This window comes from Exiguobacterium sp. FSL W8-0210 (genome assembly GCF_038006045.1).
Taxonomy (GTDB): Bacteria; Bacillota; Bacilli; order Exiguobacteriales; family Exiguobacteriaceae; genus Exiguobacterium_A.
The window spans coordinates 16,475-41,648 of the sequence record NZ_JBBOUK010000003.1; the positions used below are offsets into that span (position 1 = coordinate 16,475).

29 protein-coding genes are annotated in these 25,174 nt (G+C 48.8%); 9 read left to right on the forward strand and 20 right to left on the reverse strand.

The annotated features are described in order from the left end of the window. Positions 1-7 precede the first annotated feature (7 nt). From MKY22_RS16795 to MKY22_RS16805, 3 genes are all read right to left on the reverse strand, one after another. Positions 8-1,240, reverse strand: a complete 1,233-nt coding sequence (locus tag MKY22_RS16795) for a restriction endonuclease subunit S (protein WP_341090488.1) — start codon at positions 1,238-1,240, stop codon at positions 8-10. Beyond that, entirely contained in the window at positions 1,237-3,801 is a 2,565-nt protein-coding gene (locus tag MKY22_RS16800) for a type I restriction-modification system subunit M (protein WP_341090490.1), read from the reverse strand. Before MKY22_RS16800 ends, MKY22_RS16795 begins: the two co-directional genes overlap by 4 nt. A gap of 195 nt (positions 3,802-3,996) precedes the next feature. Beyond that, positions 3,997-4,290, reverse strand: coding sequence for a YolD-like family protein (locus tag MKY22_RS16805; RefSeq protein ID WP_341090493.1), 294 nt, complete (start codon positions 4,288-4,290; stop codon positions 3,997-3,999). 418 nt (positions 4,291-4,708) lie between these two features. Between MKY22_RS16805 and MKY22_RS16810 the strand changes: the two genes are divergently transcribed. From MKY22_RS16810 to MKY22_RS16825, 4 genes are all read left to right on the forward strand, one after another. Further along, the gene (locus MKY22_RS16810; RefSeq protein ID WP_131486123.1) at positions 4,709-5,164 is read left to right on the forward strand and encodes a JAB domain-containing protein; all 456 of its coding nucleotides are present in this window, start codon (positions 4,709-4,711) and stop codon (positions 5,162-5,164) included. A gap of 391 nt (positions 5,165-5,555) precedes the next feature. Continuing rightward, a complete protein-coding gene (locus MKY22_RS16815; RefSeq protein ID WP_131444104.1) occupies positions 5,556-5,762 on the forward strand; it encodes a hypothetical protein in 207 nt (68 codons plus the stop codon). A gap of 160 nt (positions 5,763-5,922) precedes the next feature. Further along, positions 5,923-6,306, forward strand: a complete 384-nt coding sequence (locus MKY22_RS16820) for a hypothetical protein (RefSeq protein WP_341090506.1) — start codon at positions 5,923-5,925, stop codon at positions 6,304-6,306. A gap of 338 nt (positions 6,307-6,644) precedes the next feature. Beyond that, positions 6,645-7,253 carry a helix-turn-helix domain-containing protein gene (locus tag MKY22_RS16825; protein WP_341090508.1) on the forward strand — a complete coding sequence of 203 codons (609 nt, stop codon included), beginning with the start codon at positions 6,645-6,647 and terminating at the stop codon, positions 7,251-7,253. Between the two features lie 139 nt (positions 7,254-7,392). On the opposite strand, the gene MKY22_RS16830 is transcribed toward MKY22_RS16825, so the two are convergent. Then, positions 7,393-8,007, reverse strand: coding sequence for a flavodoxin family protein (locus MKY22_RS16830; RefSeq protein ID WP_341090510.1), 615 nt, complete (start codon positions 8,005-8,007; stop codon positions 7,393-7,395). Between the two features lie 351 nt (positions 8,008-8,358). On the opposite strand from MKY22_RS16830, the gene egtB reads away from it, so the two are divergent. Genes egtB through MKY22_RS16845 form a run of 3 tightly spaced genes read left to right on the forward strand, consistent with a single transcriptional unit; the run spans position 8,359 to position 11,930 of the window. After that, positions 8,359-9,609 (forward strand): ergothioneine biosynthesis protein EgtB, encoded by a 1,251-nt coding sequence (egtB, locus tag MKY22_RS16835; RefSeq protein WP_211781006.1) that lies wholly within the window; start codon positions 8,359-8,361, stop codon positions 9,607-9,609. Beyond that, positions 9,606-10,565: an L-histidine N(alpha)-methyltransferase gene (gene egtD / locus MKY22_RS16840; RefSeq protein WP_341090515.1), complete on the forward strand. Its 960-nt coding sequence runs from the start codon at positions 9,606-9,608 to the stop codon at positions 10,563-10,565. Before egtB ends, egtD begins: the two co-directional genes overlap by 4 nt. Before the next feature lie 21 nt (positions 10,566-10,586). Then, positions 10,587-11,930, forward strand: coding sequence for a dihydrolipoyl dehydrogenase family protein (locus MKY22_RS16845; protein ID WP_341090516.1), 1,344 nt, complete (start codon positions 10,587-10,589; stop codon positions 11,928-11,930). 57 nt (positions 11,931-11,987) lie between these two features. Here MKY22_RS16845 and MKY22_RS16850 read toward each other — a convergent pair whose 3' ends face one another. Together MKY22_RS16850 and MKY22_RS16855 are read right to left on the reverse strand one after the other, a co-directional pair. After that, positions 11,988-12,653 (reverse strand): haloacid dehalogenase type II, encoded by a 666-nt coding sequence (locus tag MKY22_RS16850; protein ID WP_211781009.1) that lies wholly within the window; start codon positions 12,651-12,653, stop codon positions 11,988-11,990. A 10-nt stretch (positions 12,654-12,663) separates the two neighbouring features. After that, a complete protein-coding gene (locus MKY22_RS16855; protein ID WP_211781010.1) occupies positions 12,664-13,344 on the reverse strand; it encodes a Crp/Fnr family transcriptional regulator in 681 nt (226 codons plus the stop codon). A gap of 82 nt (positions 13,345-13,426) precedes the next feature. On the opposite strand from MKY22_RS16855, the gene MKY22_RS16860 reads away from it, so the two are divergent. After that, positions 13,427-13,651 (forward strand): glutaredoxin family protein, encoded by a 225-nt coding sequence (locus tag MKY22_RS16860; RefSeq protein WP_211781011.1) that lies wholly within the window; start codon positions 13,427-13,429, stop codon positions 13,649-13,651. A gap of 35 nt (positions 13,652-13,686) precedes the next feature. On the opposite strand, the gene MKY22_RS16865 is transcribed toward MKY22_RS16860, so the two are convergent. The 3 genes from MKY22_RS16865 to MKY22_RS16875 all read right to left on the reverse strand — a co-directional run bounded on the left by MKY22_RS16865 (position 13,687) and on the right by MKY22_RS16875 (position 15,058). After that, positions 13,687-14,058 carry a thioredoxin family protein gene (locus MKY22_RS16865; protein WP_211781038.1) on the reverse strand — a complete coding sequence of 124 codons (372 nt, stop codon included), beginning with the start codon at positions 14,056-14,058 and terminating at the stop codon, positions 13,687-13,689. Further along, positions 14,021-14,443, reverse strand: coding sequence for a hypothetical protein (locus MKY22_RS16870; protein ID WP_211781012.1), 423 nt, complete (start codon positions 14,441-14,443; stop codon positions 14,021-14,023). The genes MKY22_RS16865 and MKY22_RS16870 overlap by 38 nt, the downstream gene beginning before the upstream one ends. A gap of 108 nt (positions 14,444-14,551) precedes the next feature. Then, complete coding sequence (locus MKY22_RS16875) at positions 14,552-15,058, reverse strand: peroxiredoxin family protein (RefSeq protein ID WP_211781013.1); 507 nt, start codon at positions 15,056-15,058, stop codon at positions 14,552-14,554. Between the two features lie 405 nt (positions 15,059-15,463). Here MKY22_RS16875 and MKY22_RS16880 point away from each other — a divergent pair, with 405 nt between their 5' ends. After that, on the forward strand, positions 15,464-15,859 hold the full coding sequence (locus MKY22_RS16880) for an OsmC family protein (protein ID WP_211781039.1): 396 nt from the start codon (positions 15,464-15,466) through the stop codon (positions 15,857-15,859). Between the two features lie 84 nt (positions 15,860-15,943). On the opposite strand, the gene MKY22_RS16885 is transcribed toward MKY22_RS16880, so the two are convergent. From MKY22_RS16885 to MKY22_RS16935, 11 genes are all read right to left on the reverse strand, one after another. Continuing rightward, a complete protein-coding gene (locus MKY22_RS16885; RefSeq protein ID WP_341090524.1) occupies positions 15,944-17,380 on the reverse strand; it encodes an ImmA/IrrE family metallo-endopeptidase in 1,437 nt (478 codons plus the stop codon). 4 nt (positions 17,381-17,384) lie between these two features. Further along, entirely contained in the window at positions 17,385-17,672 is a 288-nt protein-coding gene (locus tag MKY22_RS16890; protein ID WP_211781015.1) for a hypothetical protein, read from the reverse strand. 5 nt (positions 17,673-17,677) lie between these two features. Then, positions 17,678-18,127 carry a hypothetical protein gene (locus MKY22_RS16895; RefSeq protein WP_341090531.1) on the reverse strand — a complete coding sequence of 150 codons (450 nt, stop codon included), beginning with the start codon at positions 18,125-18,127 and terminating at the stop codon, positions 17,678-17,680. Positions 18,128-18,136: 9 nt separating this feature from the next. Next, the gene (gene mobP2, locus MKY22_RS16900) at positions 18,137-19,291 is read right to left on the reverse strand and encodes a MobP2 family relaxase (protein WP_341090533.1); all 1,155 of its coding nucleotides are present in this window, start codon (positions 19,289-19,291) and stop codon (positions 18,137-18,139) included. Beyond that, entirely contained in the window at positions 19,284-19,535 is a 252-nt protein-coding gene (locus tag MKY22_RS16905) for a hypothetical protein (RefSeq protein WP_341090535.1), read from the reverse strand. The genes mobP2 and MKY22_RS16905 overlap by 8 nt, the downstream gene beginning before the upstream one ends. A gap of 192 nt (positions 19,536-19,727) precedes the next feature. Continuing rightward, positions 19,728-20,567, reverse strand: a complete 840-nt coding sequence (locus MKY22_RS16910; protein WP_341090537.1) for a hypothetical protein — start codon at positions 20,565-20,567, stop codon at positions 19,728-19,730. Then, positions 20,568-21,146 (reverse strand): hypothetical protein, encoded by a 579-nt coding sequence (locus MKY22_RS16915; protein WP_341090539.1) that lies wholly within the window; start codon positions 21,144-21,146, stop codon positions 20,568-20,570. It abuts the gene before it with no gap. A gap of 30 nt (positions 21,147-21,176) precedes the next feature. Beyond that, positions 21,177-22,283 (reverse strand): lysozyme family protein, encoded by a 1,107-nt coding sequence (locus MKY22_RS16920; RefSeq protein WP_341090541.1) that lies wholly within the window; start codon positions 22,281-22,283, stop codon positions 21,177-21,179. Continuing rightward, positions 22,283-24,235, reverse strand: a complete 1,953-nt coding sequence (locus MKY22_RS16925; protein ID WP_341090543.1) for a VirB4 family type IV secretion system protein — start codon at positions 24,233-24,235, stop codon at positions 22,283-22,285. The genes MKY22_RS16920 and MKY22_RS16925 overlap by 1 nt, the downstream gene beginning before the upstream one ends. 17 nt (positions 24,236-24,252) lie before the next feature. Further along, positions 24,253-24,873 carry a hypothetical protein gene (locus MKY22_RS16930; protein ID WP_341090546.1) on the reverse strand — a complete coding sequence of 207 codons (621 nt, stop codon included), beginning with the start codon at positions 24,871-24,873 and terminating at the stop codon, positions 24,253-24,255. A gap of 1 nt (position 24,874) precedes the next feature. Next, complete coding sequence (locus MKY22_RS16935; protein ID WP_029336108.1) at positions 24,875-25,174, reverse strand: DUF5592 family protein; 300 nt, start codon at positions 25,172-25,174, stop codon at positions 24,875-24,877.

Consider the following 25,174-nt stretch of genomic DNA (forward strand, 5'->3'; position numbering starts at 1 on the left):
CTCCTCTTTAAACAAACATCTCATGTAGGTATGCTTTTTTTAGATTTTGTAATTTTTCGAGCTTATGTTCGTGAAGAGTAATAAGGCGATTGATTTCATTTAAAAGTGTGCCAATTTTAAATTGCTCTTCAAGGTTTTTTGGAACTTTAACCTTTAATTGGGACAATGTTTTTTGACTTACCCCTTTAGCTGTTCCACCACTAGATAGAGCAGATAACTCTGCAAAAACTTTTGGGGAACATAAAAGTGAAGCAAGAAAATCATTGGTAATCTTCTCGGGATTCACTTCAAAAGCAATAGTTCTTTGACTGAGTATATAGCCTTTATTATCCGGAACTTGTGCTACATTTCCCATTGGTGCTTCAGTAGTAAATAATACTTGCCCTTTTTTTAACTCTCGTCCAGTCATCCATTTATCATATAGTTCTTGGTTTCCGTAGTGATTGTCGACGCTGAAATCTATATATCCATTTTTTACATTTAATGCAGATAAAGCGAGGTATCCAGTCGTGCTCCACTCTAAGCCTAGTTTTTTTGGAGTTCTACCGCGGAAGTCAATAGTATTTTTGACATTTTCAAAGAAAGAGCGTTCTTCCCAATCTTCAGTAAATCCTGCAAATCTCCGTTTAGGTACGACCTCATCTTCAGCAGGAAACATTTCTGTAAGATAAGCAGCTTTTAGGGCTTTTGTTTTTTCTAGTTTGCGCTGTTGAAGGGTGATGAAGTGATCTAGAGTTTCGAAAAAATCCCCTATTTTAGTCTGTTCAAAACTAGCAGTTGGAACCATAAAATCAGTTCCACCAACAATGTTCCAGTCAGAACGTGGCATTTTTGTACCCGCTGAAAGATTAGCGACCGTTTGATATTTATTGCTTTGAATAAGACTATAGATAAAACTACTTTTTATTCCATTAGGTCTCAAAACCCACCAGTCGCCTACTGCAATACCTTTAAAATCAGCTAATAGCCAGTTTTGAAGATATGGCCGCAGTTTTCCATAAAGTACATCGCCGGGTTCAAACTCAATTCCTTTTTTCTGACTTTCCTTTAGAAAGATATTTTTATTTAGTTTTCCAAATCCAGATACAACATCCTCATACTCTAATCGCGGCAAGATATTTTCTTCCCCTGTCGTTGATACTCTCGTCACTATTGCGGAGAATATTTGTTGTTCCCAATGTCCAGAGTTTTGAAATTCTTTGAATCGCCGCTTTGGTAATAGATTTGTTTGCTCTGTCATGATTTCACCACCAGTTCACTCATCAATGCTTCAAACGCTGATTCTAAGTCGCGACTTTCTTCATCGATGGCTGACAGCGTATCAGCATAGCGATCATGCAACATCTGAAGCGTGTCTAATTCCTTTTTTAATGGTATTTCTATGAGACGAACTAAGGAATTAACTGTATTGCCAAACCACTTTTCATACATCAAGGTGTCAATTTCGTCGTCTGTCAAAGTCAAGATTCGTTCTTGTGCTACTTCCTTGAGCGTTTTTTCATGTGCTTTTACTTCTCTACCAAGCGAAGCTTTCTCAGAAAGTAACTGTTCAACATGTTTAAGTTGTTTATATTCACTTGAGTTTTTGACCACTTGTTTCAACTCCGCTTTGAGCGCCTTACTATCAAAAGCTTCACCGGCTTCATTCAATGTATCACCTAATGCACTGGATTCCTCACTATCCTCAGCCTTCGCAGCTTCGACTAAATCAGCTAGCTCCGCTTCAATTTCTTGCATACGTGATTTCTTGGATTCAATTTCTTCTAGCTCATCGCGATATAGCTGTTTTTCAACCAATGCATTCGGTACGATGCTGCCGATCCAGCCGTCGCGCTCGACTCGTTTTGTTTTACCAGAGCCCTTCGTCACCATATTCGGTTCACGTGTACGACCAGCTTTATAGAAATCACTTAAAGCAATAACTTCTGTGTCGTGAGACAAGGATTCTTTCCAGATTTCTGCGATGATTTGATAGCCGTCATAGACATTAATATTGTCAAATGCTGAAAGGATTTCTTTGATTTCGATCAACATGTTTTCCATCAACTGCGGCAACGTACTGATACTCTCTACACTTCGAATTGTATCGAAATATTTATGGATATAATTCGTTATTTCAGCTTCAAGTTCTTTTGATTTTTCAAGGACATATGGATCATCGAATACAAGAGTAGAGATCTCCTTAACGGGTTTCACCAACTCCACGTAACCCTTACGAACTTCTTGTAAAGACGCATTCAATATATCTGGTACTGTGGACTGCAGTACTTTCAAGCCATCAATGTTCTGTTGAGGAATTCCACCAAATAAGTGTGCGTCTACGTCTTGTGGGATTTCCTCGTCAATCGCTTCGACATAACGTGGGATGTTCATATTGTATTGATTTTTAAGAATTTCTTCGCGCTTCACTAATCGGCTATAGCCCGTTTCTTCTCTACGTTCAACGTACGTATCGACGATTTTAGCGATATCTTTCTCGAGTAGAACGTTCTGTTTTCCGACCTTAGTGAAACCGCGAGAAGCATCTATAACGAGTACAGGTTCGCCGGTTTCTCGATTTTTTTTCAAGATTAAAATGGCTACAGGGATTCCTGTATTGGTAAATAAGTGACTTGGTAACCCGATAATGGTATCAATGTAGTTTTTCTCGAGTAAACGTTCCCGAATCTCACCTTCTGCGCCTCCCCGGAAGAGAACACCGTGAGGCAATACAATCGCCATCGTCCCATTTTGACCTAAGTGAAACAGCCCATGTAATAGGAAAGCAAAATCTCCTTTGGAGTCTGGCGGAAGTGCACCTGCGACCTCAAAGCGAGGATCACTTACCTTAAGACCCGCTGCGTTCCAGTTCTTCACAGAATAGGGTGGGTTCATGACGACAGCATCAAACTGTACACCTTCATTCGGACGTTCAGGATCTTCTGGCCAGTCTCGCGAGAGAGTATCGCCATTATTGATGACCATTTTTTCTGGACGGACTCCATGAAGTAATAAGTTCATACGAGTCAAATTATAGGTCGCTGTATTTTTTTCCTGTCCGTAATAAGCGAGATCTTTTTGAACCTCTTCACTTAAATGTTTCTTGACCGTGAGGAGAAGTGAGCCTGAACCGACGGTAGGGTCATAGATTGACTTTATATCGGTCTTTTTGGCGATGATTTGGGCCATGACTTCACTGACTTGTCGTGGGGTATAGAATTCTCCTGCTTTCTTTCCTGACTCCATGGCAAACTGACCGATGAGATACTCATACGCATCTCCTAATACATCACCTTTTTGTAGAGCGACCATGTTTAAGTCTGCAAATAGCAAAATCAATGCTTTGATGTTTTTACTGCGTTCGTTTAAGTTGCTACCTAGCGCGGTATTCGTTAAATCTAGCGTAGAACTTGAGAACAACCCTTTGAAGTCACTCGCATCATCAGATACGGCAATCGTGCGCTCAAAGTTATTTAAGCTATCCGTTACTTTTTGAACTTCAAAGTCCCCGGAATTGATGTCTTTAATCCAAGTTTGATAGAGGTATTCTGGCGCAACATAGTAGCCGAGAACGTTTTGAATCATTGTATCTAACTGTTCTCCAAATTCGGTGTGCGCCTTTGAGTACTCTTCTACTAATTCAGTTTGACTCATGTTATCTAAACCACTCGTTACTTTGAATGTTTCTAAAGTCTTGTCACTCAAGAACTTATAGAACATCAATCCGAGCATGTAATCTTTATAACGACTGGCGTCCATTGAGCCGCGCAGTTCGTTTGCACCGTCCCATAATCTACGCTTTATTTCCTCTGATGTGATCACTTTATATCCTCCAATATGTTTTAAATTTTTTCTTTATTTATAAAAAGATGGCGCTTATAGGTGCCCAAGCCTTCTTTTTTATTATAGCAGTCTAGTTTAGATGCGATAAAACTATATTAATGATGCTTTTTACTTTGGAAAGTCGAGGAGCGACACTTCGTTTCGTAACGCAGACTTCGAACAACCGCCAGGGCGTTAGTCCATCGATTGTTCCACGTGAATGATTGCCTCGAATGGAACATGGATGACTCCGTCCCGCTGATTGGCCAGTTCGACGGTCCGCTCCATGTAGTTCGTCCGGTGCACGAACCCCTTGAATCGTTTCATCTCCCGCTCCTCCATATATCTCACCTCCACTATATCCCCACTGAAGATTGCGTCATTCAGCACATTCTCATAGACCGATAGGACCTGTTCGTCGATATCGGGCATCTCAATCTTTTGAATTTCCTTATAATACTTCGTCAGTAGGGCTCTGTGTTCGGGCATGAGAAATGGGATCCATTTCAGTTCGCCTCTATCGCGATACATCGTCATAAAAATCATCCTCCCAATAAAACGAACATTTGTTCTTATTTTATACCCGGTTTGTCTCGTTTGAACAGCCTTTTTCATGATCGGTGATCCGTGCGTCCTGTTTCCGTACTCTAGCTCGCTGGTCGTCGGTGCAAGGGACGTCAAAAAAATGACGCGCCCTCCGGCCCGTCTTCCTTCGCTTTTGGCTCAAAGCAAGGCTTTTCGCTCCTTGGCTACGGAAGCCTGTCCCTTAGTTCGCTCTACGCATTTTTTTGAGGCTCTCCCTGCGGTCGCCCTTGCACCGTCTCCCGACGCTCGCTGCGTTCCCGTCAACAGGACGCACAACGGTGTTCGTTCTGAGGTCGGCTTATCCGAAAGGGGACAAACCATCATGGAACTATCGTCAATCATCGAGGTCATCCGTATCAAGCAAGAGGTTCGAGAGGAAATGGTTGCCCTCGAGCATGCCGTCATCCAATCACCCGACAACGCCCGACAAATCGGGGCATCCTTTATCGGGGATGATGACCGTGAGGTGTTCCTCGTCATCATGTTGAACACGAAAAATCGGGTCATCGGCGTCCATCGGGCGCACGTCGGGAGCGTCAATTCGAGCGTCGTCCATCCGAGAGAAATCTTCAAATGCGCCATCTTGAACAATGCCTCGTGCATCATCGCCTGTCACCAACATCCGAGCGGGGACCCGAGCCCGAGCCGGGAGGACATACTCGTCTCCGAACGCTTACATGAGGCGGGCGACCTCATCGGTATCCCGGTGCTCGACCATCTCATCCTCGGTGCGGACGAATCATATGTCAGCATGAAACAGCGAGGTTACATGGGTTGAATGGAAAGGAGCGGGGCCGGTGAACCGGTCCTGGTCCGTCCGGAAAGGGCAAGGAGGAAAAACATACGTTTTTCTTTGACGGGACCAGCGACTCGCGTTGCTGTCGCCTGGATCCATAGAGCGGGATCAGGGAAAAGGTCCGTTTTCGCATGACGAAAACGAGATGGTTCGTGTGTGAAGGTTGGACGTTGTTTTGGTCTGTCTCGTAAGAAGATTGTTTGATGAAATAGTAGAAGTGAAAACACGGTTTGTTTATTGAAAATGACCATGTTTTCTAAACAAGCCCTAGGGCTTGTTTGAAACAACACCAGGGCTTACGTGAAATTAGGCGAGATGTTGCCTGCTTGGATGCGAGATATCATTAGGCTATCAAATGGAGAGGATGATTCAGATGGATAATTTCCAACTAGACCAACAGACGATGGACGAGATGACGGAGGTGTTGCTTCGACGCCTTCCTGACCGGCTTCAAGAAGATTTTGACGACTTAAAACTTGTGAGCATGGATCTTCTTTGTGATGTGAAGGAAGGAGAACGCTTGACCCACCTCACCGTCTTTTTCAATACCAATATGATTCGACGGAATCGTCGTACATAAGAAAAAGGAATGGTTGTATACATGTAGATTTGTATACGTGTATACATGTATATGTGTATACAGTTTTAAAAAGTCTTCATTTCTGTAGGTTCATGAACAAGGACTGAACTGGCTCTGGACGGGGAATCGTTCTATAAAGAACCGGAAGGGGGGAGACGTTGTGAATAAGATGCTACTTGATGACTATGCATTCGAGGGATTGGATCCGTTCGTCCGGACCGTGTTCTCGGAACTGATGGAACATCCCAAGTGGATGCGTGTCGTCGACAGGGAACATGGCGTCGAAAAGGTCGTCCGGTTCGATGAAGGACGGAATTCACCTTACTTCCGGGTGGTGATCTATCTGGATGCAGAAGAGCGTCCGATCAAGATCGTGTATCTATATGGGACATGGGTGGTGGCGGATGGGGACGTCAGTTTCGTCGTCTCAGAGCTATCCAAGGGTGTATTCGAATATGAAGTGATGCATGTCCATTGGCTCATCAAGTATCGCTTCGAGGATTGGGGAGTCTCCGAGGACGGCGCATGGGAGAAGGAATGGTGATCCGGGCTCATGCGTGAGCGTCTAGCGCCAGGAGGCGAAGTCGCTCATCGCACCGCTGCCTCCCTGACGGCCCGATAACAAGAGCTGCTTTAAAACGCATCTCTATGTTCCTGGCCCTTTCTGACGGGAGGCACGGAGCGTAAGGACAACGTCAAAACCAAGAGCATGGGCGCGTCTAATGCCACGCGAGGAACACCATTCGGCCGAATGGTGTTTTTGTTTGGTATCCATTCAGTAAATTGTGATCGATTCGAAATTGATTAAAGTAACAGCTTACTTTAATACAATGTTCATGGTATTATTTAATGAAATCATCGTTGTGTTAAAGGGGGATATGTATGTATACGATTGACGAAGCATTTGAAATCTTATCGAAGAACAAGCTCACAAGCCATAAGGAGACGGTCCGCAACTGGGTACGAAAAGGCGTGATCCAGGCAGAACCGCTCGAGTCGCGTAAAAAAGGCTATCGGATCAGTGAGGATTCGCTCGAACAGTTCATCAAAGAACGGATGCCCGAAGGGTGGGAGATGTATCCGGAGTCGGTGAAAGAGGAAGTACGGGATGTCATCAAGAATGAAGAAGAGGCCCCGTATCACGTTGAAGTCGATGTAGAAGCGATTAAAGAACGGGCCCGCGAGGAGATGTGGTATGAGCTTCTGGATAAATTCGTCTTTGAAGACTATTTTGTCCTGAAGAAATCGGAGGTCAAGGCTGCCGTCGAGCATATGCGTTATTCAAAAGAGTTCGAAGCCGAGGTGTGGGAACGTTGCTCGAAGCACACGTGGGGTCACGCGACACCGCGTGTCCCATACCTGCTTGACTACTTCATGTTCGAAGGAGAGCGAGTCCCTTTCAACAAAGATTTCGGTGGAAGAGATGAACAGATCATCCACGCGTTGATCGAGAAAATTCGGATCGATAAAGTGAAAGGACGGAATAAATAAAAACGAAAGAGCAGTCTCTCCTGTTTCGAGACTGCTCTTTCGACATGGTCGATACACAATATAAAATACAGATAGAGGTTTAACATCACATATCTAAGTATTTAGTCAATTGAAGGCTACATTCACCCGATTATATTGATTAAGGCATGATGTTTCCTTCGACTGGAATCGGATGCTCCTTTAACATTTTCGCAAAATGGTAGAGGTTGTAGGCCAAAAAGCGTCCATTCTTTTTGGTGAAGGCGTTTTCGCGACCGGCGTCGAGATACGATTCGCCTGGACCAGCTTCTCCGACCCAGTATGCATCGACATTCGGTGGGACGGTGAAACCAATATGGGAAAGACCATAAAGAACCGAGGCGCAGGCGTGCTTTGCCCCGTCTTCGTTCCCCGTCACGACGACTCCGCCGACTTTATTATAGTAGATGGCTTGACCGTGTTCATTTTTCAAGCCGCTCCCACCGTATAACCGTTCGATGACTTGAGTGGCGATGCTACTCTTCTCCCCGAGCCAAAGCGGTGTCCCGATAACGAGGATATCAGCAGCCTTCACCTTTTCGAAAATGCTTGGCCATTCGTCACCGTCACCCTCATCTTCCGTCACACCGAACGCAACGTTATAGTCGACGACGCGAACGATTTCGGAATCGACACCTAGTTTGTCAAAGTGGGGGATGATGTCTTTCATCAAGCCTTCCGTATGCGAAATCGTGTCCCCGCCTTTTAGCGAACAGTTCAAAAATAGTGCTTTCATGTAACATTCCCCTTCCATGATGTTTAGACTTCACAAATCCCTTCACTGTTTTCCAGTTTTGACACGAATTCTAATTTATTTTGGAAGATGATGATCATGCCAAATCATCTGTTCATCCTGCGTTTCAAGACTACATGATTATGCTACCCGAAATTTAGGTGAATATAACATGTGTCCTCACCTATCGAGGACGATTAGATGGTAGTCACACTCTTCTGTTTTGAACAAGCAAATTTTATCATGTGAGCAAAGAAAAAAAGTGTTAGCTCTCTTACATTCATTTACAGATAGAACGGGTAATCTAAAAAGAAAGAAAAAGTTCTATATCCTCTGAAAAGGAAGTGAAGCGTCATGTCGATCTCAACCCAACAACATTTGATTGAAAAATTTAACTCGGTACGTACCGCTACGATGAATCTAGTGTCAAACATGGAAACCGAAGATTTTGTCATTCAAGGCTCTTCGTTCGTCAGTCCTACAAAATGGCATTTGGCGCATACTACATGGTTCTTCGAACAATTTGTTTTGAAAGAATACATTGAAGATTACATTCCTTTTGATTCAACCTTTTTTCATCTGTTCAACTCTTACTATGAGTCGGTCGGTAAGCCGCATCCACAGGCGAAGCGGGGAAACATATCAAGACCAACCGTTTCCGAGACATTGTCATATCGTCGACATGTTGATGCTCAGATGGAGTTGCTTTTTAAGAATGATAAGTTGCAAGGAGAAGTTTTTGAATTGGTCGAGATTGGACTTCAACATGAGCAACAGCATCAGGAACTCATTCTCATGGATATTCTTTATAATTTTTCATTTAACCCTATCCGTCCCGTCTTCAATCGAGTAACTGTTCGGGAACGTGGGCAAGCACCGGTGCTCGAGTTCCATACGTTTGACGGGGGGATGGCTGAGATCGGGCATGATGATGCGGGCTTCTCTTTCGATAATGAACGGCCACGACATAAAATCTATCTACATCCATTCAAATTGGCCAATCGTCCAGTGACCAATGCGGAATACCAGTTATTTATTGAAGCCGGTGGTTATAAGAAAGCAGAATTCTGGTTGTCGGACGGTTGGAATTTCGTGAAAGAAAACAAAATAGAGGCACCCGCCTATTGGCAGCAAGACGATGCGGAATGGAGTACTTTTACATTGAACGGACTTCAACCGCTCGACCCATCCGCTCCGGTATGTCATGTGAGCTTTTATGAAGCGGACGCTTATGCGAGGTGGGCCGGCTATCGACTTCCCACGGAGCAAGAATGGGAAGTGGCGCTTGGGGACCTTCCGACAGAAGGGCAGTTCATGGAGGACGGCTATTTCCATCCGGATTCTCAGTATGAAAGCAACAAGTTCATGAAAGCATTCGGAGACGTGTGGGAGTGGACACAGAGTCCATATATGTCGTATCCGCGAAGCAAACCACTTGAAGGTGCTCTTGGAGAGTACAATGCGAAATTCATGTCGAATCAGATCGTCTTAAAAGGTGGGGCTTGTGTCACGCCTCGTACACATATCCGAGCGACTTACCGTAACTTCTTTTATCCTCATATGCGTTGGCAATTCAGTGGTATCAGATTGGCGGACAACGTATGAATCGACGCCTAGGCAATGAAATTACCGTACAATGGCAAGCGCCAGTGACGGAGTTGGTGGCAGGGTTGATACGTCACCCTAAAACAATCTCATCTAAATTCCTATACGACGAAACAGGGTCACGATTGTTCGAAGACATCACACGTCTTCCCGAATACTATCAAACGAGAACAGAGACGGAAATTCTAAGGTCTTCGGTTGATACACTTCGCCTATTTTTTGATCGACCGACGACGTTAGTCGAGCTGGGAAGTGGAAGTAGCACCAAAACGAAAATTTTACTCGATGAAATGAATGCGATTAAAGCCTATGTGCCAATTGATATCTCAACAGATTTTTTAATGGAGACGGTACGAAAGTTGAGTCAAGATTACCCGCACATCGATATGGCAGGGGTTAGCGCAGACTACACAAAATCGTTTGAGATTCCGAAGCTCGATACAGAACGGACAGTCGTCTTCTTCCCTGGTTCAACGATTGGTAATTTTGAGCCTGCAGCTGCCGTTGATTTTCTTTGTCACATTCGGACGCACCTTTCGAATGGTGACTTATTGATCATCGGAGTAGATCGAAAAAAAGAGCGATTAATCATCGAGGCCGCATATAATGATTCGTCTGGTGTGACGTCAGCGTTCAATAAAAATTTATTAACGCGTATCAATCGTGAGTATGGATGCAGAATTGATGAGACGACTTTCGAGCACGTGTCATTTTACAATGATAAGGCTGGAAGGATTGAGATGCATCTTCAAAGTATGATTGACCAGACAGTAGAACTTGCTGGAGAAATAATCACGTTTGAAGAGGGGGAGACGATTCACACAGAGAATTCATATAAATTCGATATGAACGATATTGAAACAATGAGTGTGAAAAGTGGACTTCAATTGAAACGTGTTATCTCGGACGAGTTGAACTACTTCAGTGTTTGTATAATGGAAGTGGTCCATCAATAGAAGAAGCGGGGTGCGAGCGCTATGAAGCAGTATGATTTGATTGTGGTTGGAACCGGATCTGGTGGTTCTGTCGCTGCTACAAAATGTAGACAAGCAGGCTGGAAAGTCGCGATTATCGATGAGTTACCTTACGGAGGAACGTGTGCCTTACGTGGATGCGACCCAAAAAAAGTACTGGTCGGGGTGGCTGAGTTGATTGATTGGAGTCGACGTATGGACGGACATGGCTTCAGTGGGGATTTCTCGATAGACTGGGCTACCTTATTGGAATTTAAGCGTTCTTTTACTATTCCTGTGCCTGAAAAGCGGGAACAAGGGTTAAAGAGACGAGGGATTGATACGTTCTTTGGAAAAGCTACATTTGTGAGCGAATCAATGATCCAGGTCGGAGATGTAATTCTTGAGGGGAAACACATCCTACTGGCTACAGGAGCTAAACCGATGCAGTTAGGCATTAAGGGAGAAGAGTTACTTCTTCATAGCGATCATTTCTTAGAAATTGAAGACTTGCCAAAACGGATTGCGTTCGTAGGAGGTGGATATATCTCGTTTGAGTTCGCTCATATTGCTGCGAGAGCAGGTTCAGAAGTCCATATTTTTCACAAAGGAGAATCTCCACTCGGGCAGTTCGACTCAGACTTGGTCGACTTGCTAGTAAAGGCGTCGGAAGAAATCGGCGTGAACGTGCATTTGGATACAAAAGTGGCAGAAATTGAACGAAGTGACAATGAATTCAATATTAGAACGATTCGTGCGGACCAAGAAGAGAGATGGACAACTGATCTCATCGTGCACGGTGCCGGTCGAGAACCAGCGCTTGATATGGAGCTTGAGAGAGGGAGCGTAGGATGGGGAAGCGAGGGCGTGATTGTCAACGAATACCTTCAAAGCGTCACCAATCCACGGGTGTATGCGGCAGGAGATGTAGCAGCAACAATGTCTCTTCCTTTGACTCCAATGGCGAGCAGGGAGTCTCATCTTGTAGCATCGAATTTATTAAAAGGTAATCACAAGAAATTAGAGGAAATCGTTACGCCGACGATTGTTTTTACAATTCCCAAACTCGCTAGAGTAGGAATGAGTGAACTCGAAGCGAAAGCTTCGGGAAGAAATGTGACAATCAATTATAAAGAAACGACCGACTGGTATACGTATAAACGAACGAATGAGAAAGTGGCGGCGTTCAAAGTGATCATTGACGAAGAAGAAGATGTGATTCTTGGGGCGCATGTCATCGGTAGTGGAGCGGATGAACTAATCAACGTATTGGCGATGGCGATTCGATTCAAACTATCGGTTAAAGAAGTCAAACGAATGGTTTTTGCGTATCCTACTTCATCTTCCGACATCGCCTATATGCTATAAAAAGAGAAAACAACCAATTTGTTGGTCGTTTTCTCTTTTTATCTGTCATCTTGACTGTCAAATCGATTCCAAAATCCCGGTCAAGTCGTCATAGATCGCATCTGGTCGCACATCCATCGCTTCAATCGGCTTGCCATCCCGATTGATCCAGGCTGTCCGGAAGCCAAAGTTTTTGGCACCGATGATGTCCCACCCGTTCGAGGACATGAACAGCACCTCGTCTCGTTTCAAGTCGGTCGTTTTGAACCAATGCATGTAGGCGGCCGGAGATGGCTTGTATTGTTTGACCCCGTCGATACTGACGAGTTCGTCGAACAACTCGGTGAACGACGCGTTCGCGATCAATTGCTCAAGCATATCAGCGGTCCCGTTCGACAACACGACCGTCTGTTTGTCTTGCAGTTGTTTCAACACGTCTTCGACCTCTTCGTACGGAGACAGCTCCGCATAGGTGGCAATCAACGCGTCTTCGGTCTCGGTCGTCCATGTCACTTCGGCCGCCGACAAGGCGTACCGGAGCGCGTCGCGCGTGACGTCGGAGAAGTCTTCATAACGGCCCGAAATCTGACGAATAAAGAAATATTCGAGTTGTTTCGTCCGCCATATTTGACTGATTTGGTCACCTTTTCCAGGGAACTGTTCGTCACACGCCGCCTTGACCGAATGGACGTCGAACAGCGTCCCGTATACATCGAACACGAACGCTTGAATCGTCGGTTTCATCGAATCCCTCCTAAAGGTCGTCTAGCGCCTGCTTCACTTTGTCGGCGTGAATCGATAGGCGCAGTCCCTTTTTGATATACCCTTCTTTCTTCAAGTTAGACATGATGACGCTGGTCGTCTCGCGTGTCGTCCCGACCATGGCCGCGATATCGGCATGGGTCAGTTTGATGTTGATTGTCTGCCAGTCTTTCTTTCGCACCCCGCTCTTCTCGCTCAGTTTGAGCAAAAGGTAGAGGATTCGGTACTTCACGTCGGTCAAGGCAATCTTTTCACTGAGCGCGTATAAGTCTTTCAGCCGCTCAGAGAGGATATTGATCAGCTTCAAGGCGATTTTCGGACTCTTCTCGATCAACTGCTCGAACTCATCGACTCCGATCGTACACAAGTACGTGTCGGTCATCGCCTCGGCGTACAAGTCGTCATCGGTCAACGAGAGCGTCGCCGTCTCGCCGAAGATGTTGCCGCTCGTCAAAATATCGACGGTGAACTGCTTGCCGTGTTGGTTCATCCGGTAGAGTCGGACCTGGCCTTCTTTCAACAAGAACAGCGCCGGGATCGGGGCATCTGGTGAGACGATGATCTTCCCTTTTTTGACCGGGCGCATCTGGCTCATCGCGTCAATCACTTTCAACTCTTGCATCGGTAGCTCGTCGAACAAACTGATGTGCGAGAGCAATGTTAATTTGTCCATCGGTGTCACCTCACTTTTTAGTAATCTGTCTTACCGTCTCCTTAGATTGTAAACTATATAATGAAGAAAAGGGGGGAGTCCCATGCTTCAACTGTACACGATCGACGGCTGTTCACGTTGCCATCGGGCCAAGCAACGCCTGAACGAATTGGCCATCCCGTTCATTGAGAAGAACCTATTCGAGGAGCCCCGTTATGTCGAGGAGCTGCTGCGTCTAAACGGTGAGTTCGTGACGCCGGCGCTCGTCGACGGGGCGCGCGTCTTCACCGGACAAGCGTTATGGGACGAGCTGGAGTTGATTAAATGAACAGGTCAAAAAGGGAGCGACAGGGCTCCCTTTTGTCATGATGTGACGAATGCGGCCAAGAACTCGGTGACTTCCCCTGGCGTCTTCGCATTCGCACTATGAAGATGTCCAATCTTTTCACCGTTCTTATACACGAGCAGGCTCGGGATACCCATCACTTGCTCACGTTCGGAGAGGGCGGGCAGCTCGTCCTTATTGAGCGTATGGAGCGGCACATCACCGAGTGTCGAGGTGACATCCGGCATGAAGGCGTCGAGCCGTCTGCAGTCCGGGCACCAGTCCGTGTAGAATTTGACGATCGTATGGTCCTTCGATGAGACGAGTTGTTCGAATTGTTGTTCTGTTGTGATGTTCATCTGTGTTCCCCCATTAGCGTATTGCCGCTTTCGGTGCGACTTGTTTTTCAGTGCGTAGTTTGAAGACGATGGCTAAGACGAATGAGAAGAATAGATGCGTGACGAGGCTCATCAATTGATCCGGGGCGAACGCGTTCGCAAGGTTCGTCCCCATGCCCATCATGAGCGGCATGACGACGAGCGGTCCAACGATCCAGATACCGATGCCGAACAAGACGGCGAGCGTCCAAAGGTTCGAGATGACCAAATGCCCGAGTCCGAACGTGACCCCGAAGATGACGCTGATCATCATATGGACGATCCAACCGACGACGAGGCTCTCACTGCCGACCATGCCCGCAATCATGCCAATCATGCCCATCATCTGCATGAATAGCCCGAACAAAATTCCGCCGATCACTCCACCGATCACGCCGTTTATTACATATCGTTTCATTTTCCTCACTCCTTTAGGTTTAATATAATAAGTGTATAGCGAATTGTTTCATATTTCTGTAACCGGTCTTACAATCGTAAAAAAAGACGCCGGATCGGCGCCATCTCGTCATTTGAGATTCTTTTTGATGTACTGGACGATTTTCCGGAGCTCGGTCGCGGTCGGGCGGCCGAATGGGCTCGTCTGGATCTGTTGATACAACAGGCGGCCGTTCTCGTCGATGAGGAAGTAGGCCGGTTCCCCATGCTCGCCGTGGTCGTTATATGGAGCATCGGGGCCATGATACTTCACTCCGTAATCGCTTAACGATTGAAGTGAATCATCATGGAGAACAGGGAAACTGAGCGCATTATCTTCCACCATTTTTTTCAAATCTTCTATGCGATCAGTCGAAATTGTTACGAGTCGAATTCCTTTCTTCTGAAAGTACCCGTGTTGACTTTCTAGCTCTTTTAAGTCTTGGACACAGACCGAACACCAAGAACCACGGAAGAAAATGATTAAATGCCAATCAGTGCTTTGGGACATCGAGTCTTTCAAGGAGAAGTCTCCCCCTGTGACTCGAGAGAGAGTTATCTCTGGAGTTTTGTTTAACAATTCAAGTGAACTTGCCATTATAAAGCACCCCTTTACTGAATAGATTATCCATTTAAAAATATAACATATGTACTGACATAAATAAAGTAAGCTGAATCACACATGCTTCTTACCTCTTCGAAAGGATCTTTCGAGGCTCGAGGCGTTGCACAAAAATAGTAAATCTAATTTTATATCGTTTGTTTGTGGTGCCTAAGTGTTTATTTTCGTAACTACATAGGGTCTACTTTTCCTTTTTCATATGCTAAATCTCTTTCTAATCAAATTCATAATGTAAGATAGATTACACTTATAAACTTTCTAATTGAAGTACTAATTATCAACATGATAAGGTACGGTCAATATCAAATGGTGGTATTGATTTTAATTTAAGTTTAGGAGTGGTTTAACGTGGTCGAACAAATCAGAGCAGTATCTAAAGGGATGTACACAGAAGGGATTTCTCACAATCATGAAGTAATTATTGATGAGCCAAAGAATATGGGAGGTACTGATCAAGGTGCAAATCCGTTGGCAACACTTTTGATTTCGTTGACAGGTTGTGAGAATGCGATTGCAAACTTTGTGGCGAAGGAAATCGATTTTGACTTACAAGGGATTGAGTTCGAAGTGAAAGGCGACATTGATCCAAGAGGAATGATGGGGGAAGAAGGAATCCGTCCGTATTTCCAAAAAATCACTGTGGATGCCAAGGTAAGCACTAGTGAAACAGAAGCACGTGTACAAGAACTTCAAAAGATAGTAGACGCTCGTTGTCCGATCTATACCACTATGGTGGCAGCGGATGTGGAAATGGTCGCCAACTGGTCAAAGGCTTAAATAACAAGCAGGGAGAGACTTCGAACGAAGTCTCTCCCTTTTTTAAAACAATCTTTATTTATAGAGAACATTGTCTGGAATAGTCTACAATTGTCGTTCGGTGACGAATTTTATTGTTTTTGAAAGCGACTTTTTTTCTTCAACGAGCAGGACATCATGCCAACGCTCCTCAAGAGACCTTAAAATTGGGTTCTCTAATCGATTGTTTTTTTCAAGGTCATGTAATGGGTGAACGGTCCTCTCGGGATCGAAGTGACCGCTGATCAACAGCTGGTTGGGTAGTGCGACAGTATAGGCGACGAGTGCATCTTCACTGAAGTCATGATTGTTGGCGACACCGAATGACTGGAACCCGAACCCTTTATCATGAATATACATGAGCGGCTCATCGACACGATCCACCTTCAGGTTCGTCTCGAGGGCCGCTTTTGCGTTCAAGTAAGGTTCTACTTCTTCTGGAAACACGTTTTGTAATGCATGCAATCGTTCATAGAGACTGAGGTCGACGTCTTTCCATCCCATGCGTCGGTCCAGTTGTTTAAGATATTCGAGTGGCGTCTGTTCTTTCTCCTGCTCCAAGGTGTGAGCTTTCTCGAGATGAGACTCGATGTGATCGAGGAAAGCTGCGGATGTCTGGTGGACTTCCTGCAACAGTTGTTCCTTGTCGAGGAGTTCCTTGTCTTTCGTCCAACCGGCCAGATAGGAGAGCGAGAAGTCGTCCGTCGGGAACCCGAGCTGATGTGAGACGACATAGGCGACCATCTCGGCTTGGAACTCCTTCTCGGGTGCCGTGAGTGGTTTGTTCCGCTCAAAGTTCCGCTCTTGGTTGTGTAGCTCTGCGTGGGCGAGTTCGTGAATCAGGACGTTGACGTCCTCAATCGATGTGTTCCGCGGGTTCAAGGCGATCGCATGTAGCTCCGGATAGTAACAACCCTTCGCAGTCCCGATCTCATCGAGCGGTTCCTCCAATAGCGTCACATTCCGGGCATCCGCGAGCGTCGTTAAGGCGTCACGGATGTCTTGTTCGTTCTCAATCCCGCCGTCCCGGTGATACCGTTTGAAAATGTCCGAGACCTCGATTCCTTTTTCGCGCGCGTCGGTCTGCGTGTACTCGAACACGTGACCGATTTTGAAGTACATCATCTTGCGTGACGGGATGCGTCCTTGCTTCACGCCGTCCTTGATTGGCTTCGATGCCTTGCTGAGCGGCACCCACTCATCTTTATGCAGGGCGTACGTCACTGGACTTGGGACGAATACTTTGATGCCACGTTCACCTTTTTGAACCTGTGCGCCTTGCTTCTCCCAGAACAGATAAGAGCCGACCGCGACTGCTCCGGGGAATTGGGACTCGATCAAGATCGCGTTTCGCATCGAGTACTGATGAAACTTGCCGAGAAACTGGAGATGTTCCCGAATTTTCTCCGGACTCTCGAAGTAGCTGTCAATCTGTTTTCCCATCTGTTCTGTCAAGGCCTCGAGATCGGCTTTCCGTTCTTCGTTCGTCTTCATCTTGGCCATCGTGTCAGACTCCTTCCTTCAACAAGTCGGTGACAGATTCATCACTATCCACAAATTCGTTCAGTTCATGTTCAAGTTGTGGTGACGTTTCCGGGATATCGAGTAACAGCCGTGTCCGTTCGAAATTGACGGGAAGCAAGACGATCTCGTCTTTTGCAATGGCAGTTAAAAGCTGCTGCTCAGATATTGATATCGGGATGTCGTACTGTTTTCCATAGATGAGGACCGTGACGGTTTTCGGTTGAAGCGTCAACAGTTGTCCCATCGTGAAGGGACGGTCAAGTGGTCGCATAAGGTTCATCCTCTCCCAAAAGTTAAAGTGTCCTTCTTCTGTTTTTGATGCTCGATGCGTTCCTGGACGACACGTTCCGCCGTCGCGAGGAACGTCGGCTTGAACTGATCCGTCGTCATGATGTCCTCGATGCCCTCGGTCTGCATGAGCGCCTGCAGGAGCTCTGTCAGGATTTGCCCATGACGGTCAGAGCGGTTCGCGGCGAGTCGTATCCGTTCGAGTTCCGTCGATATCTGCTCGTTCACCAACTCCTCGATATGGTGGGAAACCTGTGTGCTGATCGAGCGGGTGAGGAACTGCATGTCCCACTTCTCGTCGGCCAGTTGTCTATGCTCGTCTGCGATATGGTCGATGACCTGACCGAGGTGGCCGAAGCGTTTGTCGTCGGCGAACTCTTCCAAATACACGACCGTCTCCTGCTTCAATCGAAGACGGATCTGTCTCAACTCTTCCATCGTCCTCCCTCACTTTCCATATTCGAGGTCTCGTTCCAACTGTTCGAAAGCACGTTGGTTCTTTAAGTGTTCGAATTCGTTGTTCATGTGCCGCTCAATCCGGTAGAGTGATTCGTTGAACATTTTTTGTTGGTTGAATGCACGTCTGACCGGATGTTTTGGAGCTCCATTTTTCTCAACTATCGTTTGTTCTTTTGACAAGTCGCGCATCTCGGAGAGGATGGTATTCCCCATCCGGGTGTAGAGGTCCTGTCGTTTCGTCGTCCGGTACCGCTCGGCCTTCTCCGTGTCGCCGTAGCTGCGACGATGGAACGACACCTCCTGTTCGAGTCGCTCGTTGAAGGCTTGAAACTCTGATTTGAAGTGAATGTCGATGTAGCGGTCGGTCAGACGGTCGAGCGACTCACGGAGCGGCTGCATCCCGTTCATGTTGTAGCGCCATTGACGTTTGTCTTCCGGCAAGCGTTCATAGATGTCCTTGAATTGACGGACGAGGTCGGGATGCAGGACACGGTTCTGGAGCGTTGGAATCTTCCGGTTCCGTTTATGCGCGACCAGTTCGTCTCTTATGAACGCGTTCAGCTTCTCCTGTTCTTTCGTCCGGTCGGCGAGGGAATGGATGACCTTCGACTTCATCAGCTCAATCGATTTCGGTTTTCGTTTGCCACGCTCACGCATGTGGCTCGTCTCGACGATGGCGACATGCACGTGGATATTGTCGGTGTTGTAATGCACGGCACCGGTCCAGTAGGCATGGACCATCTTCTCTTTTTGAAGCATCGAATCGACCGCGTTTCGTGTCGCCTGGATCAATCGTTTCTCGTCGACGAGATCGTCGTGAAGTACACCGGTCTCGCGAAGCCAGGCGTTATCGAACGAGATGACGTCCTGCCAGAGGATGCTCCCGTTCTCTTGCGCGTGTTTGAAGATGTCACGGACGGTGCGACGCTTTTCGTCGTTCAATCGATCTTCCTCGCGTGTGAACAAACCGCTCGATTTCGTCTCGTCTTCCATATAGTCGTGATACGTCTCGAACTGTTCCCGAGTGTCTTTCGCGTCCGGTCGATTGATGTAGTCTAGGTACGTCGTGTAGCGACGCGACTTCTTTTTCGTGCCCGGCACCTTGAACTTCGACTTGATGACGACACCCGGCGTCTCACGCATCCTGCATCACCTCACTCAACAAACGGGTCACCTGGGCGAGCTCGTCCGCGCTCCGTTTCAGGTGGAGTGTGTTCGCTTCGAGTTGTCGTTCGAGCCGCTCGACCTGCGTCGATTGGATGCCGTTCACGCACCAGGAGGCAATCAGTTCTTTCAAATATTGTTGCCGGGAGCGGTTGTGTTCCTTCGCCCACTCATCGATTTGCTTCACGATGACGGGGTCGATGTCGCGGAGTAACAGATCCATCTGCCTGACCACCTTTCTAGAGGCTATATTTTGCCGACGTCCTAAAAGTTCGTTCAAAGAGCATAAGGGGAAACTGCTATCACTTCCCGTGATAGCCCAGGCAGAGCCTGGGGTTTCCGTGATATCACCAAAAGTCCAAAAATGGCACGAAATGTGCCAGTAAAACCAGCGATTTGGCACGAAATGTGCCACTTAAATCGACAGTTCCCGGAGCCGCACGCGCAGTTTGTCGTGCTTTTCTTCGAGTGCTTGAACCGACTGTTCGATCTTTTCAAGTTCGAGTGTGAGCTCGTCGCGCTTCCGGACGAGGTCGAAGATCTCGTTCTCCTGTTCCACCTGCTCATCGAGCGAGAGGTAGGGGAGTTCGCCTTCGAGCTCTTCTTTGTCACGGTCGAGCCGGTTAATCTGTTGCCGCTGCGCTTCGACCGACTGCTGCGCCATGTCTAACTGTTTCTCGGTCTCCGCGAGCTCATCCTCGACGAATAGTCTCGTGAAAGTTGTCTCATCAGATGAACTGTGGTTCGCCTGTTCGATGGTCCGGCGGTCGGCATAGAGAGACGTCAAAAGACTGTTCTCCCGTTCCTCAGGTGTGAGTTCATCGATTGATTGTGACTCGTCCACCCCATAGATTCGGAGGGCGAGTTGGTCGAAGTCTCTCGGCACGTCCTTCAATTCGAGCACGTATTGGTCGTTCCGTTCGTAGAGTAAATCAACTTCCTTCTCGGAATCCGGACGTGCCTTGTAGACATAGCGGAAGACATGATTGTTTGTGTTACCCGGTGTCTTATCGAGCGAGAGCCGAATGCGCATTGTCTTCGTCTCCGTATCGTAACTGGACGCGTGGAGTGTAACGGTCTCTCCATTCGAGAGCCGGATTAGCTCGTTGATCGGCGTTTCATTGACCGGTGATTCTTCGGCGAAGAAGAACGACGAGGTACCGAAGAAGAGGAAGCCGATGACAAAGAATACGCCGAGTCCGAGGTAGAAACGGGAGACGTTCTGGGTGAGGCGTCGTCGCGTTTGTCGCCGCATCTAGATTCCTCCTTTTGGTGTCAGGTCTTCCATCTCGGTGACAATCAAACGTCCGTCGATGGACTCGAACATCAGGGCCAACAGTTCTTGCGTCGTCTCTTCATAACCCGTCTCGGTGATCCACAGGTGCTGTTCGAACCGTACGAGGCAATCTTCTCCGGAGACAGAAGGGAACACCTCGATGTCGCGGACGGTCGTCTCGAACGTGCTGACGTCGCTCCCATCAGCGGCGAAGAGTGTGGCCGCGAGTTCCTCCGACATGACGTCCTTCGACTGTCGTTTCTGGGTCGTGTAACTGTCCTTCGTGATGGTGAAGGCGTACTCGACGAAGCGCGTCGCGCGTGTCGTCAGCTCCTCCATTCGTTCCGTCTCCTTCGAAGCGACGACTTGTTCGGTGTCCGCTGACGTATCCTCGGAGGTTGCCGATTCAAGGGAAGTGACGCTCTCATTTTTCGTCTCACTAGGGTCTGAAATACTCGTGACAGCCGTCGCTTGTTGATAGAAAAAGGCGTTCGCCGCGATCGAAATAAGAAGCAGTACCCCGAACAGATACGCGAGGTGACGTGCGGTGAAGTTCATTCTTCCTCCTCCTTTCCATACATCCATGACTCAAAATCCGAAGACCGGGGCGGGGTCGATATGACCGGACCATTCACCCGTCTTGATCTCGAAATGTAGGTGGTTCCCGCTCGAACGGCCGGTCGTGCCGCAGTACCCGAGCGCCTGCCCAGCGTCGATCTGTTGCCCGGTCTGGACGCCGAGACGACTCAGGTGCGCGTACGCCGTGATGTAGTTGTCGTGTCGGACTTGGACGAGATTGCCGTACGGTCCGCGGTTCCCGCTATAGATGACGGTGCCGCTCTTGACCGCGTGGATCGTGTCGGACGGGGTGCAACTGAAGTCGATACCGGTGTGGTTATCCCGTTGTCCGAAGACGACGCGCCACCCGAAACGCGATGTCACGTTGAGCGGGATGGCGAGCGGGGAATGTAACCCCGACAACAGTTCTTTCGTGATGACCCCGTCGGCGACGGCGACCGGCGCAAGATATTTCAACACCGCATCGACATACTCGATGTCCCCATAACAGGCACCGTGCTGGACCGCGCTCGGACGATGACAGCGGTAGATGCCGGTGTGTTTCACGCGTTGGTACATCATTTGGGAGAACGAGATGGCGAGCTCTTTCGAGTACCGTCCTCCGTTCTGTTGCACATAGTCAATAAAGCCGCCTCCGAAGTTGTAACTCTGTAGCGTGAGCTGCACGTCACGGTTCGCCCGTTCGAAGACGGCGGCGAAATGTTCGACGCCGTAGACGATGCTCTCCTCGGGGGAGGTGATGCATCCGATGCGTCCACACTTCGATTCGCTCGCCTGCATCGGGTCGTTCCCGCGTCCGCCGCTCTCCTGCATCATGAGCGCGAGTACGAGGTTCGTCTGTTCGGCCAGTCCGTGCTTCGACAGTTCCGATTCGACCAAGCCCCGATATTGGAGCACCTGGTCGCTTACCTGTAGACCTCCTGCGGTATTGAACGTGACGTCGGTCGGTTGTTCGTTCTGGACACCTGTGAGCGTGTCGAGGATTCCGACAACGAGGATGACCAGGAACAACACGAGTGCCGCGATGCCGAGCAGGATGAGCCGCCACTTGAGCGTCGCGAGCTGCCATTTCGCCGTGACGGCGAAGCGGGCCGTCCGTTTCGCGGCCGCCCACATCAGGCACCCCCACCGAACAAGACGAGTTCTTCGGGTGCGACATCGACGTCAAAGATGAGGTTCTGCACGCCGGAAATGCTGAGGACGACACGCCCCGTCTCGAGCGAGGGAATGATCCGCATCTCGGAATTCGAGAGTTGGCCATCAAACACCGTCTGGATGATTGGGATGCTCTCCGCGTCCTGTTCGCCGATGATCTTGTATTGCGTAAGCTGGAAGAGCGACTTGACGTTCTCCGCGTTCTCGGACTTCGATCCGGCCGGCACGAAGTCAGTGATCAGATGCGACACGAAGAAGATGCCGCCGAAGTACTTGCGCGCCTCGCGCATACAGCGTTGCAGATACAGGATGGCCGGTTGCGCGATGTCGCGCGTGTTGATCAAGTGGTGCGCCTCGTCGATGACGATGAGGTACTTGCATGCCTCCTCGGTCCGGAGCACACCCTGGTTATAGGCTTTCAGTTGACTCGAGCCGTTAGAAATCATCCCGTCCCACAGCATGTTCATGAGTGAGAAGACCTGCGCCTGGAACACCTCGTCCCGCAGGCTCGTCAGGTTCCGGAGCGGGAACGACACGATGAGCTCCTCGTCGAACCGGTCGATCGAGGAATGGCCGTCGAAGATGTTGCCGTAGTTATGGACGAGGTTCGTGACCGCGAGCTCGATGTTCTCGAGACGTCGGACGCGGTTCGGACTGATCGCCTCCTTGATCGAGGTGCGTGTGTCGTCTGTGTAGAGCTCACGACGCACGAGTTTCAAGAAGTCAGAGAACGTCGGGTACCGGTTCGCCGGGTGCGTCGTGATGGGCAGTTCGCCCTGTTCGTCCCAGAGCCCGTGGCGGACATATAAATCGCGAAGCAAAATCTCGAACTCGTTCGTCTCTTCCTGCGTCGCCGCCGGGTTGATGTAGTGATAGAACACGGCCATCTTTGAGAGGTGCTGCATGAACGAGAGCGCCTCGTTGGCACTGCCGTCGTTGTTCGTCACCGTCTTATAGACATGGAGCGGGTTGATGAGACCGGCCGAACCGTCGAGCGCGATCTCTTTTCCGCCGAGCTGGCGCACGAGGTCGGAGAACTCGCCCGTGACGTCGAGGATGCGGATTTTGTTCCCTTTGATTGCCTGGTCGAGCACCGTTTTCTTGAGGAGCGTCGACTTCCCGGATCCCATCTTGCCGATCATGAGCGCGTTATAGAACTTGCGCTGTTTGTCCTTGTGGAACAGGTCAAAGATGACGCTGCCATTCGTGTCAGTCGTCCCGTAATATGTGCCGGTCGCGTCCTGGAGCGACGTGAAGTGGAACGGGTAACCGCCGGCGATGGAGAGGGACGGGATCTCTTTCCCACGGCGCCGGTTCGGTAGTCTCTGTTGCTGGTCATAGCTTGTGAACAGGCTCTGCCACTCCCATTCCTGTTCGTTCAGGAAGATCGTCGAGCGGAAGTTCCGCGCCTCGAGTTCTTCCATCACTTCCTGCACCTTCACCTCGAGCGCGTCGAGCGTCTTCGCCTTCACATAGAGGCGCAGATGCAGATATTTCATCGTCTCGCCCTGGGTGATCTGTTCGTAGAGCTCGTTCAGTTCCTTGTACGTCTCCCGGGCGTCGATGCGGTCGATGTTGTCCTTTGCGTTCTCAAAGCGTGTGTTCTGTTCGGCCATCGACTTGTTGATGGTCTGGATGATCTCACGCTTGTCGGCCGTCCCGATGTCGAGCGTCGTCAAAACGCCCGGCATGTTTAAGATCGGTTCGAGCCAGTAGTCATAGACAAGTGACTGATATTTATAGACGTGGAGGCACGACAGATAACCGTCACCGAGCCGGACGAAGTTGGCGTCGAACTTGATGCCGCCCTGCGGCTGGATCTTGGCGATGACGTCGGGGTTATAGCCTTTCTCGATCTTGACGGTCTCCGGGTCCTGTTGTCTGGCCATTTTCTCACGTAGGCGCTGCCACATGCGCGTCACTCCTTTCTTCAGGTGTCGAGTTGCGGTTTCGTGTTCGGATTGTTCAGTTGGTAGAGCACATGGACCTTCTGGTCGAGCGTCAGCTCGCGCATCGGGTTCGAGCGACGGAGCAGTTTATAGAGGTGCGTCTTCCGCTCGCGTAGCGTCCGCTCGTCGTCGGCATAAAAAAAGAGGAGATAATCGCGATTCGTGCGATGCTCCTCGAGGTATTCGAGCTCCTGCTTCTTCTTTAATAAGAAGGGCAGGTAGGCCGGTGTCTGATTTTGTCGAATCTGTCGTTCGATGCTGATCTTCTGCCGCTCGAGACTGAGTGGCGTGTTCAGCGGCACGACCTTGAGCGGGTGCGTGTACGCCTGCAGGAGATAGGCGAGCGAGAACACGTCATGGTCTTTTTCCTCCTCATTCAAGGAGTAGATGTCCTTCGAGGTGAGCTGGACCATGTCGAGATAGGTCCCGTCGCGCATCTCGAACGCCTCGGTCCCGGTGATGTCGACGACCGGCATCAGTTCGGCGACCGTCGGTTTGATGACGACCTTGTCTTTGACCTTCCGTTTTTCGACCACGTCCTGTTCGTCGAGCCAGGTGCCCGTGCGTCTCGGTTCTTGTAGCGACTCCTCGATAAAAGCCATCTCAATCACGTCCTTTCGTGTGCGCGTCGAGTGCGAGATAGGTGTCTTTCCGTTTGATGAGCGCGTAATAGAGCGCATGGACCATCCGCTTCTGCGGGTTCGTCGCCGGCCGGAGCACCATGAACAGCCCGAAGACGACGAGAAATACCGTGAACGGAATGTGCAGCACCGACGGGATGAACGGGAGCGTCACGAGGCGGAGCACGATGAGCCCGACGAGGAATAGGAAATCATGCAGATAGAGCATCTTGTTGATCTTGAGCTCGGTCGTGACCTCGTTCGGGATCCGGTATTTGCGCAT